This is a genomic window from Kocuria sp. p3-SID1428 (assembly GCF_025149945.1).
Taxonomy (GTDB): Bacteria; Actinomycetota; Actinomycetes; order Actinomycetales; family Micrococcaceae; genus Kocuria.
The window spans coordinates 25,734-39,670 of record NZ_JALXVH010000009.1 but is presented as its reverse complement, the minus strand read 5'-3'; the positions used below and the strand labels follow the sequence as shown (position 1 = coordinate 39,670).

The 13,937-nt window shown below is 63.9% G+C and carries 10 protein-coding genes; 5 read left to right on the top strand and 5 right to left on the bottom strand.

Going from position 1 to position 13,937, the window contains the following annotated elements; all coding sequences use genetic code 11:
• The first annotated feature begins 255 nt into the window (after window positions 1-255).
• The 5 genes from wecC to M3E84_RS03535 all read left to right on the top strand — a co-directional run bounded on the left by wecC (window position 256) and on the right by M3E84_RS03535 (window position 11,908).
• Entirely contained in the window at window positions 256-1,518 is a 1,263-nt protein-coding gene (gene wecC, locus M3E84_RS03555) for a UDP-N-acetyl-D-mannosamine dehydrogenase (protein WP_259894616.1), read from the top strand.
• 48 nt (window positions 1,519-1,566) lie between these two features.
• Window positions 1,567-3,768, top strand: a complete 2,202-nt coding sequence (locus M3E84_RS03550) for a glycosyltransferase family 4 protein (protein ID WP_259894615.1) — start codon at window positions 1,567-1,569, stop codon at window positions 3,766-3,768.
• A gap of 226 nt (window positions 3,769-3,994) precedes the next feature.
• Window positions 3,995-9,223 (top strand): heparinase II/III family protein, encoded by a 5,229-nt coding sequence (locus M3E84_RS03545; protein WP_259894614.1) that lies wholly within the window; start codon window positions 3,995-3,997, stop codon window positions 9,221-9,223.
• Window positions 9,223-10,011, top strand: coding sequence for a hypothetical protein (locus M3E84_RS03540; protein WP_259894613.1), 789 nt, complete (start codon window positions 9,223-9,225; stop codon window positions 10,009-10,011). Before M3E84_RS03545 ends, M3E84_RS03540 begins: the two co-directional genes overlap by 1 nt.
• Before the next feature lie 130 nt (window positions 10,012-10,141).
• Window positions 10,142-11,908: a hypothetical protein gene (locus tag M3E84_RS03535; protein WP_259894612.1), complete on the top strand. Its 1,767-nt coding sequence runs from the start codon at window positions 10,142-10,144 to the stop codon at window positions 11,906-11,908.
• A gap of 129 nt (window positions 11,909-12,037) precedes the next feature.
• Here the strand turns inward: M3E84_RS03535 and M3E84_RS03530 are convergent, their stop codons facing one another.
• The 5 genes from M3E84_RS03530 to M3E84_RS12450 are packed head-to-tail and all read right to left on the bottom strand — an operon-like array spanning window position 12,038 to window position 13,932.
• Window positions 12,038-12,331, bottom strand: coding sequence for a transposase (locus M3E84_RS03530; protein WP_259894611.1), 294 nt, complete (start codon window positions 12,329-12,331; stop codon window positions 12,038-12,040).
• A 24-nt stretch (window positions 12,332-12,355) separates the two neighbouring features.
• A complete protein-coding gene (locus M3E84_RS03525) occupies window positions 12,356-12,934 on the bottom strand; it encodes a transposase (protein WP_259894610.1) in 579 nt (192 codons plus the stop codon).
• A gap of 52 nt (window positions 12,935-12,986) precedes the next feature.
• A complete protein-coding gene (locus M3E84_RS12460; RefSeq protein ID WP_396415553.1) occupies window positions 12,987-13,220 on the bottom strand; it encodes an IS3 family transposase in 234 nt (77 codons plus the stop codon).
• 23 nt (window positions 13,221-13,243) lie between these two features.
• On the bottom strand, window positions 13,244-13,627 hold the full coding sequence (locus M3E84_RS12455; protein WP_396415552.1) for a hypothetical protein: 384 nt from the start codon (window positions 13,625-13,627) through the stop codon (window positions 13,244-13,246).
• A 32-nt stretch (window positions 13,628-13,659) separates the two neighbouring features.
• Window positions 13,660-13,932: a transposase gene (locus tag M3E84_RS12450; RefSeq protein ID WP_259907233.1), complete on the bottom strand. Its 273-nt coding sequence runs from the start codon at window positions 13,930-13,932 to the stop codon at window positions 13,660-13,662.
• Between the last annotated feature and the right edge of the window lie 5 nt (window positions 13,933-13,937).

Here is a 13,937-nt window from a genome sequence, read left to right as displayed (position 1 = left end):
GCAGGACGAGGCTGCGAATACGTCGGATCGTGCAGTCTGCCGCAACATCTCCGGCGTGGCGGGCCCCGGACGCGTGACTGATCCTTACGCGGCGCAGAGAAGATGACCGAACGATGACGTGCGCAGTTTCGGGGACATGACCCCTGTTATGCATAGGATGACTGCTGATTCGAACACCAGAACAGCCCACAGCCTGAGGAAGCCGACGGGAGTCGGCGCGGTCCTGAGGTCGGCGGAGATCAAGGACGAGTAGTTATGACTGAGACCAATCAGACCGTCGTGTTCGTGGGGCTGGGGTATATCGGCTTGCCGACTGCGGTGACGCTGGCGAACAGCGGTGTGCGGGTCAAGGGTGTGGATGTCAATGAGTCGGTGGTGGAGCGGGTGGCTCGTGGTGAGGTCACGATCGTGGAGCCGGGTCTGGAGGAGGAGCTGCGTCGTGCGGTGGAGTCTGGTCAGCTGACGGCTTCGACGCAGATGCAGCATGGTGATGCGTTTGTGATCGCGGTGCCGACGCCGTTCAAGGATGACTACGTGGGGGATACCTCGTATATCGAGGCGGCTGGGCGCAGCATCGCTCCGCTGCTTGAGGGTGATGAGCTGGTGATTCTGGAGTCGACGTCGCCGCCGCAGACCACGCGTCTGCTGGGTCGTGTGCTCACCGAGGCTCGTCCGGATCTGACGGTGGATCCGGCCGAGGCGGAGAAGGGTGAGAAGAAGCTGATCCATCTGGCGTACTGCCCGGAGCGGATCCTGCCGGGCAAGGCGATGGAGGAGCTGGTCACGAATGATCGGATCATCGGGGGCATGACTCCGGAGGCGGCCGCCCGGGGCAAGGCTGTGTATGCCACGTTCTGTGAGGGTGAGCTGCTGGTCACGGATGATGTGACTGCGGAGATGGCGAAGCTGACGGAGAACTCGTTCCGTGATGTGAATATCGCTTTCGCGAATGAGCTGTCGCTGATCTCGGACAAGCTGGGCATCGATGTGTGGGAGCTCATCGAGCTGGCGAATCACCATCCGCGGGTGAATATTCTGCAGCCCGGTCCGGGTGTGGGTGGGCACTGCATTGCGGTGGATCCGTGGTTCATCGTGTCCTCGGATCGGGAGAACTCGAATCTGATCCGCACGGCGCGTGAGGTCAATGATGGGAAGCCGAAGTGGGTGATCGGCCAGGTGCGTGAGGCGCTGGCTGGTCGCCAGAGGCCTGTGGTGGCGGCGCTGGGGTTGGCGTTCAAGGCGAATATTGATGATCTGCGGGAGTCGCCGGCGTTGAACATCACCCGGGATCTGGCGGAGGCGCTGCCGGGGGCCTCGGTGTTGGCGGTGGAGCCGAATGTGTCTGAGCTGCCGAAGGCTTTGGCTGGGTTGGTGAATGTGGAGCTGGCGGAGACTGCGGATGCGATCGAGCGTGCTGATGTGGTGCTGGTGCTGGTGGATCACGATGAGTTCAAGTCGGTGGCTGCGACTGCTCTGGTGGGTAAGGCTGTGGTGGATACCAAGGGCCTCTGGCGCTGAGCACCGAGAACCGAACACATCGCTGACTGCCCCCGCAGAGGAGACCGCATGCCCTTCGTCACCGTCCAGGAACTCCGCCGTCGTCTCTGGCACGCCAGGGGAGAGGCCGCGCAGCGACTCGCCCCCCGCGGCTACGAATGCCGGGCCATCCCGGAGACCGAGTCCGTGGGGGAGGACCCCCGGCGCGCGGAGGAACGGACGGAGGAGGTCGGTCGGCGTCTTCGTGAGGCCTCAGCCGCGGCTCGGGCTGCCGACGATGCGTACCAGGCCGCTGACCAGCTTCGGAAGCTGACCCTGCAGGACCCGCAGGACAGCTCGGCGTGGTTCCTGTTCGCCATGCGCCTGATGGAGCTGAAGGCCTTCGACGCCTCCTTCGAGGCCTTCAAGAACAGCGTGGCGGTGAATCCGGCCAACCTGGATGCGGTGGAGATGCTGGTGGTCGCCGCAGGAGAGGACACCGACCGGCTGTCGTCGGTGTCTGAGGCGATGGATGAGCTGATCGCCGTGCTGCCCGAGCGCCCCGATCAGCATCGTCGCGCCCTCGATCTCTTCGTGCCGGTTCGACGTTCTGATGCCCTGGAGATCCTGGGCGCGAGTCCGGATCGGGTGACTCGGGCCGTGGTCGATCTTCATCATCATCGCGATGAGGATGCCACCACCCGTGAGAAGCCGGCGTGGCTGGCGGACGACGAGTGGATCCTGGCGCGGCTGCTGTTCTGCCTGCAGCACGGACGGCGTACGCGGGCCATCGAGCTGATGCGCCAGCTGCCGGATCGGGCGGTGCCTCGCTGGAGCCTGCGGCAGGCTATCCGTCGTGATCTGCGCGCCAATCGGACAGAAGGGGCCCAGCGACTGCTCGCGGAATACACGCGACTGGAGCCCTCGGATGCGTGGGGGAAGGAGCAGAGCGAGCGGCTGGCCATCTCGATAGCTCCCACGAAGTACCAGCTGGCAGAGAAGGGGTTCCCCTTTCCGCGTCGGCGCAAGGAGGCTGCGTACGAGCCGATCCCCGATCGCGTGCTCTACATGCTGCACAACTCCCTGCCCTTCCACTCGGCCGGCTACAGCACGCGCACCCACGGCCTGCTCTCCGGGCTGCGCGGCCAGGGCTGGGATGTCCAGGGCGTCACCCGGCTGGGCTACCCCTACGACATGCCCAAGATGGACAAGCTCGGGGAAATCGCCCCGTCCAACCTGGTGGACGGCGTCCCGTACCACCGGCTGAGCACCACGCCGGGGATCGAGAAGAAGAGCCCCATCACGGAGTACATCAAGCGCTACGTCTCTGCGCTGGAGGCCAAGGCTATGGAGGACAGGCCGCAGATCCTGCACGGCGCCTCGAACCATTGGAATGGCCTGGCCACGGTGTCCACGGCCAACAGGCTCGGCATTCCGTCGATCTACGAGGTTCGCGGGCTCTGGGAGGTCACGCGCGGTTCAAGGGACTTCGAATGGGCGAAGGGCGGGATGTACCGGTTCATGGCGCGCATGGAGGCCGATGCGGCCGCCAACGCGACTCACGTCCTGGCCATCACGCAGGCTCTGAAGGACGAGCTCATCAAGCGTGGAGTGGACGGGGACAAGATCACGGTGGTTCCCAATGCGGTCGATGCAGAGCGCTTCACCCCGCAGCCTCGCGATGCCGAGCTGGAGGCGCGGCTCGGCTTCCAAGACAGAACAGTGATCGGCTACATCGGCTCCGTTCTGGATTACGAGGGGCTCGGGCTGCTGATCGAGGCCGCCGAGCGGATGCGATCCCAGCGCAACGACTTCGCGGTCGTGATCGTGGGGGACGGCGCCGAGCTGGAGCGCTTCCGCTCCGAGGTCGAGGAGCGCGAGCTGAGCGACGTCGTGCGCTTCCTCGGCCGGGTGCCCCACGAGGACGTGGAGCGCTACTACTCGCTCGTGGACATCGCCCCGTTCCCGCGGCTGCCGCTGCCGGTGTGCGAGATGGTCTCCCCGCTCAAGCCCTTCGAGGCTCTGGCCATGGGCAAGGCGATCGTCGCCTCCGACGTGGCGGCCCTGGCCGAGATCGTGCAGCCGAACGTCACGGGGCTGCTGCACCGCAAGGGCGACGTGGACGACCTGACGTCCAAGCTGGCCGAGCTCGTCGAACGGCCTGAGCTGCGCCAGCAGCTCTCCAGCAATGGCCTCACCTGGGTGCGAGAGCATCGCCAGTGGAATGACATGGCCGAGCGAGTCTCGGAGATCTACATGGAGCTCGGCGCCTCGCGCCACCCGCATCTCTGACACAGCGGCCCCGACCTCTCAGCACATCCAGCACCTAATCCTGTCCGCGAAAGGCCAACCTATGTCCACCTCAGACGGCTCCACCCAGGACCGCGACGGAATTTCGGCGATGTCGGACGACGAACTTGGCATCGATAGCGGAGTCAGCAGCAGACAGTGCCTCGGAGTCGGATTCATCCGGCAGGACGACTACGGGGAGCGTGGACGGAAGCTCATCGATGGACGAATGCGCGTCTCCCCGCACCCTGAATGGGTCGCCCACGACCTGACCGACTGGACAGCCGATCCGTTCTCCTCCCGCAACTGGCAGTTCCAGCACCATGCTCTGCGATGGATCTCGCCAGCACGTCATCTGGCTATGGATGGCGACAGGCAGGCCCGTGACTTCTGGATGGCCACGGTCATGTCATGGATCGAGCAGAATCCGCCGGAGGCCCCGGCGTCCAAGTTCTCGTGGGTTGACATGGCGGATGGTCTGCGCGCCCAGGAGATGGTCTTCGGATGGCCTCTCGCCGAGACCCCGGACGAGCAGAGGGCGCTGCTGGCCGCTCTCGAGACGCATGGCACCTGGTTGGCCGATCCGGAGCACCTCTCCGAGGGGAACCACGCTCTGCACCAGGATCTGGGCCTCTTCGTGCTGGCCAGCTTCCTTCGTCGGGGGCAGTGGCAGGACCTTGCTGTACGGCGTCTGGCGGAGCTGTTCGACGGCTCCTTCGACGAGAACGGGGCGAATGACGAAGGCGCCGTGGAGTATCACCGGCTCAATCTCGCGTGGTGGACCTCAGCGTGGGACCGGGTGGCGATGGAAGGCGTCAAAGTGCCGCGGCAAGTGCACCAGACGCTGACCCGTGCGGCTGACTTCCTGGCGCACGCGACCAGGCCCGACGGCTTCATGATGACGATCGGCGACACGCATCTGAAGAGGGTCGAGGCCTCAGGCCGACCGGAGATCGACTACGTCGCCACTCTCGGCGACGAGGGCGAGCCGCCTTCGTCGACGACCGTCGTCGCGCCCAACGGCTTCATCCTGGGCCGATCCGGCTGGGGCGGCGAGGGGCGCAGCTACGCGGAGGAGACCTCCTACAGCCTCCGCTACGGCCCGCAGATCAGGTCGCACCAGCACGAGGACCGGGGCGGCATCACGTTCTTCTCGGGCGGACGCGACTGGATCACGGACCCGGGGTCGTACAACTACGAGCCGAAGGACCCGTTCCGGAGGCATCTCCGTTCCCGGCAGGCGCACAACCTGGTGGTCGTCAACGATCGCGAGTACGCCCCTGCCGGACATGTTCGTCTGGAGCGCGCCGAGGTCTCCGACCACGCCCACGACTATGCCGTCGTCGATCGGAACTACGAGGGCGTGGCTCTGCGTCGGCGCCTGGTCTACCTGCCGGGCCTGGACCTCGGAATCGTCATCGATCACTTCGACGCCGACAAGCAGGTCACGGCCAGGCAGCTGTGGCAGCTCAACCCGGGTGTGCGCGCCCGCCTGCGCGACAGCGCCGTCGAGCTGCAGGACGGCGACAGCAGCCTGAGCCTCGCCTGGCTCGGCAACGGAGAGCGTCCGGTGGTCAGGTACGCCGACGACAGCTCTCCGCGCGGCTGGGTCTCCCGCGCGTGGGGCAAGAAGGAGCCCGGCGGCGTCGCGGAGGTCGCCAAGTCGGCGCGCTCCGGTGTCTTCACGGCGGTGTTCGGGGAGTCGACCAAGGACACCTGGAGCGTGGTGTCCAGCCGAGCCACCCCCAAGTCCGCCTGGATGAGGATCCTTCGATTCGGACGGGTCTGGAGCATCACGATCTCCGAGGACCAGGTCGTGATCTCGGAGGACGAGCAGCGGACCGCACTGCTCGGCCAGGGAGCCGTCAGCCCCGCTGTGGTCTCCGGTCGGAACGACCGGTGGATCCGTCAGCGCTTCGCGGATCTCGAGGATCGGGTGGCGCGCGCATCCGCGCGAGCCCAGCAGCCGCCGGCGGCCGACGTGTCGACGGAGCCCGCCGCTGGTCTGGCCAAGCGTGTGGAGGCACTGGAGAAGCAACTGTCCACGACGTCCAAGGCCCTGGACACGGCTGTGACCGAGCAGAGGCAGCGCATCGGCAAGGTCCTCCCGCATCTTCCCCAGGGGATGCCTCGCGAGACGGTTCTCGGAAGCCTGACGCTCAAGGATGTGGTCGCGTACATCGACGATCCGATGTTCCTCTACGAGCTGTGGACGTCGGGGGACCCGGGGCTGGTCATGAACCTCGGCCAGCGGCGCAAGCTGTCGCGGGCCCTCTACCAGCGCGGCTACTACGCGCACAGCCTGGAGATGCTGCGAGGCATCGCCGTCGCCTCGGGCAAGGACAGCGACCGGCGGGCCGTGGAGGTCCGAGCCTCGGAGCTGGCCATGCTCAGCGGCGAGCTCGTCACGGAGTGCGCGGCCCCCGCGGAGGGCTCCTTCGTCGCGGAGACCGGTCGCATCCTTCACGTCGTGGGGAAGGCCCTTCCCGAGACGCAGACGGGCTACACGCTGCGGACCCATTACCTGGCTCAGGCGCAGTCCGAGAAGGGCTATGACGTCCATGTGATGCGTCAGGCCGGCGCCTCCGTCGATGCCCTCGGCGAATCGCCCGTCGTCCAGGACGGGGTGACCTATCACCTGCCGGAGGGGCCGGCCAGAGGCACCGAGACCTGGGCCACGTGGCTGCAGGCGAACACCGATGCCCTGCGCGCTGTGGTGGAGGAGGTGCGGCCGTCGCTGCTGCACTGCCACTCGGACTACATCAACCAGCTGATCGCCAGGCCCGTGGCCGACGCGTATGGGCTGCCTCTGATCTACGAGAGCCGCGGCTTCTGGGAGGAGTCCTGGCTCTCCCGCGTCGAGACCTCCGTCGGCCGTCCCCTGGAGGCCGACTACCAGCGCTACGGATACCCCGATGCCTACACGCTGCGGCATGAGCGCGAGAACCAGGCCCGAGCCAGCAGCGACCACGTGACGACGCTGGCCGAGGTCATGCGCGAGCACATCATCGACCGCGGTGAGGACCCGGAGCGCATCTCCGTGACGCCCAACGGCGTGCTGCCCTCCGATTTCCCCGTCGTGGAGCCGGACCTGGAGCTGAAGGACAGACTGGACATCCCGAGGGAGGTCCCTGTCATCGGCTACATCACCTCCGTGGTGGAGTACGAGGGCATCGACACGCTCGTCGAGGCCTTCGCCCAGATGATGCACCAGGGCGTGGACGCACGCCTTCTGCTCGTCGGAGACGGACCCGTCCGCAAGGCGCTGCAGGAGCAGGCCAAGAACCTGGGCATCGCCGCGAAGTGCTGCTTCACCGGTCGCATCCCCCACGAGGAGGTTCTCGACTACTACAGCATCATCGACCTCTTCGTGGTGCCGCGGAAGAACCGGGCGGTCTGCCGCCTGGTGACGCCGCTCAAGCCGTTCGAGGCGTTCTCCACCGGGCGAGCCGTGGTGGTCTCGGACGTCGACGCCCTGCGGGAGATCGCCGGGCAGTCCGGCGCGGCCGCGACCTTCCGAGCAGAGGATCCCAATGATCTGGCACAGCTGCTGAGCCGTCTGCTCGAGGATCCGCAGGCACGAGCGGAGATGTCGGAGAAGGGCGCTGCCTGGGTCCGTGCGGAGCGGTCCTGGCGCTCCATCGCCGATCGCTACGACGCGCCCTATCGAAGCCTTGGAGTGCGCTTCTTCGACCCCGTCGGCACGGTCCATTTCATTGAGTGCGCGCAGCTGCGCGCCGAGCTGAAGAAGCTCTCGCGGGACGAGGCGCTGCACTTTCTGTATGTTCATGGGCAGGCAGGCCAGAATGACCAGGTGAAGTCGGCCGAGGCCGTGATGTCTGAGGGGTGGGGCGGTCACGGATTCGATCGCGAGGTCATCGATGCCGACTACGACTGGTCGGCCATCGCCGACCAGGACAGGACATGGCAGATGCATATGCATAGCTGGGAGTTCATGGTCCCGGTCCTCGGCGCCTGGAATCTGACCGGTTCTGATCACTATATGGAGTGGGCCGTCCACAGGGCGCTGCGCTGGGGTGACGCATTCAACCACATCGATTCAGAATCGATGGCCTGGTATGACATGGCCCTGGCCTATCGGTCCACCACCCTTCAGGGTCTGATTCGCGGCGCTGCGCAGTCTTCCGCCGTGAGCGATGAGGCTTTCACCTCGCTCATCCGACTTGCTCTGAAGCAGAGGGATGCTCACTGGGAGGGCTGGTCGTTCAATCCTCGGAACAACCACGGCTACTACAGCGCAGTCAGTCAGGTAGTGCTGGCTCGAGGACTTCCGGGCCTGGAGGGCATGGAAGCACTTCGCCACCAGGGGACTGGCCGTCTGCGGCTGATGGCAGAAACCCAGTTCAACACGGATGGCGGTCACGTCGAGCATTCTCCCGACTACCATCGAATGCTCCTCAGCTCATTCGAAGGTGCAATCGCTGTCCATGCGATCGACGACCCCGAGGTGCTGGCCCGGGTTCGCAGGGCTGCCGACGTCCTGGGCTGGATGGTGCTGCCCAGCGGCAAGATCCTGCAGATGGGCGACTCTCCTGAACGAGATATGCGGGGTGGTCGCAGCGCGATCTCGCCCAATACGAACTGGGTTCTCACCAGGGGCCGGCAGGGGACTGCTCCCGCACACGATGCACTGATGCTCCCTGATAGCGGCTACGCGTTCGTCCGGCCGTTGAAGGGCGGCGATGCCGACGCTCTGTCCAAGGCCTCGTATCTGGCGATGACTGCTGGTTTTCATTCCCGGACACATAAGCAATGTGATGATCAGTCTCTGGTCTGGATGGAGAACGGGCAGGAGATCCTTGTCGATGGTGGGCGCTACCGATATGGCGAACTGCTCCCGCAGGACTCCGAGCTGCGTCGGAAGGGATTCTATTACGCGGACCCGATACGCCAGTATATGGAATCCTGCGCGGCTCACTCCACGCTGAGCGTCGATGGCGACATGCAGGACAGGCGCAGAACGCCTTACGGGAGCGGCCTGCAGGATATGATCGCTCACGAGGACGGTTCTTTCACCATCCAAACCGAAGTGCCGCAGAACGGATGGACGGCCCGTCGCGAGGTGAACTACACGCCCGGTCGCCGGCTCGAGGTCCGAGACACGGTAATCATGGCTGACGAAGATGAGCATAAGCTCCACACCTGGTTCCTTCTGGATGGCGGCCTCTCACTGCATGAGGCGGAGGGCGGACTGGTGCTCGGGAGCCCCCAATGGGAGGCAGCACTGCGTCTGAACCGTGAGACGGCAGGCGGTGGCGAAGAGGACCTCCTGATCAGGCGCGACCAGCGTGAGGGCACGATCCGGGGAGTACGGTCGCGGCGGGATCGTGAACTCGAAGCCGCCTGGTCCTTGGAGTATGGGATGCCATTCCGGGGCTCAGTTGAAAATGTGACGGTATTCGAATTCGAAGCCGCCCTCGCAGAATGGGACGCCTGATGGTTCAAATCGACCAGGAGTTCGCACCAGATCACGAGTTCTCGGATGTGGAAGAGTTTCTTGTTGCGCCCGCGCCGCCGACTGGCTACGTGCGGATCGCGCTGAACCGACCACCGCTGGACTTCCGGTATCTTGATAAGGGGGAATCCGCGCTAGGCGTGTTCTTCACGGCAGCAGTTCCGAATGATTCGCTCGCGCCGCGCTTCACCGGATTCGCCGTGAGCCGCAATGTGAGCATGAATACGATTAATTTCGCAGGCCCTGCGGTAACTCTCACCCCAGAGATATTTCTTGCGTGGTACACGGGCTGGGAAACGCAGAGGCTCGATTCGGTGATCCGCAAGGTTATTCAGAAGTATCGCGAGTGGCTGGGGCATCGAACACCGACGCTGCTCTACGGTGGATCGGCCGGCGGATGCGCGTCACTCGTGGTGGGGCTTGAGATGGATGATGTGGTTTCGATCGCGGCCAATCCGCAGACCGACTTGCGCTACTACAACAGGCCGCTCGTCCAGCAGCGGCAGCGTGCACGCTGGCCCAATGCCGCTCCGGTATTAGACGAAGCTCTTGTCTGCATCCCCGCTGTGACGGACGTCGCCTCTGCCTATGTAAAGAAGCGTGGTATCGGGGTGTCCAACCGGGTCGTCATCCTGCAGAACATTGGTGACGCGGATCATATTGATGCGCACTTTCGTCCGCTGAAACAGGCGCTCGAAAGTACTGGTCATATGCGCTGTCTGCTAGATGATTGGGGGGGGAGGGGCACAAGCCCCCGCCCGCTGACGTGATCACTGCCGTCCTCAATGTCTCAGTGCAGGAGGATTGGAGTAGTCCTCGCTGGGCAGAGCTCGGCTATCAACTTCTCTAAACGAATTCAGATGAATCTGTTTCAGGGCACCGGAAGACAGGAGACATGAAATGTCGTCATCGATGGCTGCGATGGGCTACGTGCTGAAGAGCCCTCAGTCGGTCGAAGAGCTTCGCATACGTCTCGATGCAGTTGAACGCCATTTGTCCAGCATCTACAGATGTCCGGTCGATCGTCACTGGATCGGTGACGAGCGCAGCGGCATAGTCTATTGGAGCACGACTGAGAGGGACATTCATTGGGAGTTCTTCGCCCGTCGCGGTGACGAAGCTGTGATGTGGATCGGCGTCCCCGGGGTCGCTGGTGGACCAGATAATGAGGTGGATGCTTTCAAACTGGGCCGACAAGTGCTTGCCGGGGAGCTTGCAGCAGAGGATCTAGGTTGCCCATTTGCCGTTCTAAGTTGGCGAGAGGGAAGCTTGAGCATTGCCAATGACGTATACGGACTGGCGCGAATTTTTCGGTTCAGTCTAGCGGGCGGAGAAGTTTGGACGACCCGCGCAGGCATGGCTCACATATTCATGACCGAGACGGCTCGTAAGAATGAAGTTGCCTGGTCGAGCATGGCGGCTTTGGGGTGGGCCTTGCGCGGTGAGACGCAATTGGGAAGTGGACGTCAGGTGCCGCCAGGCACCCGACTTAGAGCCTGGCACGCAGCCGAAGGCCGGGTGGAGAGCAAGGATCTGAACGATTTCCGTGAATGGTTCTATAATGCTCGCTCTCGAGAACTGCCGGGTCCCCATACGATGGCAGCGGAAATGGGTCGCTACATAGATGTCGCTAGACGTTGGCCCCTGCGGGCGACGGCAGATCTGTCGGGTGGAAAGGACTCGCGTGCTATCGCGGCTGTCGGGATCGCGAGCGGTTCCATTTCACGGTTGAGGACGATCGATACGGATCCAGAGGAAGCTAGAGTTGCCCGCGAGCTTATATCGCGGGTGCACGGTCCTTTGGAACATCAGGTTGAGGGAAAACAGCCGGGACCGCGACCAGTGGAGGTGATGAGCTCCAATCTGGTCTCGCAGCACTGCGCGTGGGAGGGGCGTTATCTTGCACCTACTGGTTTCAATGCAGGTGGGTTCAATGGCTTCAGGCTTGCGAAGGCAGCGCGATTCAATGGCCTCGGGGGAGAAGTCAGTAATGGCGGGAATCTCCTGGACAGCTGGGCAAGGCGTTTGACAGGCCAGGAGATCGACGCAGGTCTGGATCGTATGAATTCAATAGGGCGTAGCTCTGGTGGCACATCGAGGTTGGCGAGAGAGCACGTACAGCAACTTCTTGCTGAGTGGGGAGAAGCGGCCAGAGACCTGGGCCTGTCCACAGCGCATCAGGTCCTGGACCTGATCTATGCCTGGGACCGAATGCCGAACTGGTCGACTCCATACGCCACCCCTCACACATTGACCCCCTACTATAGTGCGGCCCTTATCGCTCTGGGTGTGCAGAGGATTGGCTCCCCCGTGCCCGATGGGACAAGTCAGAAGGAATTGATTGCTGCGAGCATGCCGCAGTGGCTGGACATCCCCTTCTACAAGGGTGGGCGCACATCCCGGAAAGTTCCGTTCATATGGGAGCTTGAGAACTGGCACGCTATCCAGGGCCTGATCCGAGCGCAAGCGGGCGAAATTAGTTCATTTGACTCATGTGCAATATCCGACGCATTGAGCAGGGTATCTGATGGCCTTGCAGGAAAGCGCGAAGAGGTGCTTATGCATCGGGTTCTATGGGAATTGACGTTTGAAGAGTACGTTGACGACCTCAATGCTCAGATCGACGATACAAGAAGGGCCTTGGAGGCCTTCGAGGAAGCATTTTGATACGTTTGAAATGACATTAACTGGAATTAGGTGTAGGAGGGCATGATGTTGTTGACGCGCTTCGGCGTGCGTGAGGCCGGGGGCTGATCACCACAGGCGGTATGCGGGCGATGGACTCTTCTATGTCTGTCAAGCCAGCGCGGTCGGCCGCTGGAGGGCTTCGAGGGTGCGGTAGATCCGGCGGGCGAGGTAGCGCTTCAGGCAATGTCGGATCTCTTTTGTCGTGCGCCCCTCAGCCCGCCTCCTGTCGACGTAGGCGCGTGTCTCAGGATCGTGAACCATTCGGGTGACGGTGGCGATGTGGAGCGCGCGATTGAGCCGTCGGTCTCCACCGCGATTGAGCCGGTGACGAGTCGTGTTGCCCGATGATGCGGGGATCGGGCTGACTCCCGCTATTGCTGCGAAGGCGGCTTCGTCGCGCAAGCGCCCGCGGTGTGACCACGCTGACTAGGCGACTGCAGCGGTCACTGGCCCGACGCCGGCCAACTCCAGTAGCGAACTTGCTTTGCTCTGGCGCAGGGCTTCTTCAAGGTGGGAGCGGTTCTCTGCGAGCTCGGCATCGAGCGCACGAACGCGCTTGGCTAGCCGGCGCGCCTCGGCTCGTGCAGTCGATAGCGCGAGAACTTCGTTGTTCTGAGCACTGGTCAGAGGCTTTCGGGCGTCGAGCCCGAGCTCTGCGGTGCGCAGCAGGGCCGTGAGAGCGTTGATGTTTGCAGTGTGCTCAGTACTCATCTGCTCCCTCGCGGTCGTCAGTACGCGCAAGGCAGGACGCACCTCGTCATCGGAACGGGGGCGGTGCAGTCGGTCGTTCTCGAGCGGCAGGACTGCAGCGCCGATGCGGTGTGCATCGAGGAAGTCTGACTTGCCTACGCGGCGATGCCCCCTGGCACCCACACGAGGCGCTTCTGCCACCTCGTAGCCTGCATCTGTCACGATTCGTGAGAGCCGCGTGCCATATGTAGCGACGCCTTCGATCACCCAGAGAGCGGCCAGGTCTCCGCCCATGAGACGAGAGGCCCAATCCACGGCGCGATCCAGGCCCGCGGGACTGCCGCACGAATAGGTGACAGTTGGGGTGTCAGGCCGCGAGGCTCACGGCGGGGTTCATGATGGTCTCGTATTCGATGGGGGTCAATCGACCCAGGCGGGCCTGTCGACGGCGGCGGTGATACTTGCGTTCGATCCAGGTAACGATCGCGATCCGGAGATCGTCGCGGGTCCGCCACCGCTTCCGGTCCAGGACGTTCTTCTGCAGCAGGGCGAAGAAGGACTTTATCGCGGCGTTGTCCCCAGCGGCACCGACTTTCCCCATCGACCCGATGAGGTGATGACGGTTCAACGTCTGCACGAATTTGCGTGACCGGAACTGGGATCCTCGGTCCGAATGCACGATGCAGCCAGCGACGTCACCGCGGAGGGAAGCGGCGGCCCGGGACGCTTTCCGTTCTTGCCGCGATTCTTCCCGAACACGGACCACCACTGGTTGTCCCGGCAGATGCTCCATGCCGTCCGCTCGCACATCACTTCGCCGGCCAGGAACCGGTAGCCATACTCGGGGTCGTCGACGTGGGCGTCCAGTAACGCATTGGCGCGGTAGGCCTCAGTCAGCTCAGCCTGGGTGACCTGCTGGTGGCGCCAGCGGTAGTAGGGCTGGCGGGAGAGCTTCAGGACCCGCAGGGACACCGCGACGGGGATGCCGTCAGCGGCGAACTCACTCACGAGCGGGTAGAACCTTTTCCCGGCAGGTTCGCCTAGGACAGGTAGGCCGCGGCACGGCCGAGGACCTCGTTCTCCTGCTGGAGCAGCCGGATCTGCTTGCGGGCCTCGCGCAGATCGGTCGATTCCTCCCGGGTCCTGCCGGGGCGGTTGCCGTCGTCGATGTCGGCTTGGCGGATCCCTTTGTGCAGCGTCATCTCGTGGACTCCGAAGTCCTTCGCGATCTGCGCGATCGTGATGCCGTCCTCACGGGGCCGGGCCACTCGCACGACGTCTTCACGGAACTCCTGGGGGTAGGTAGCGGACATGATGC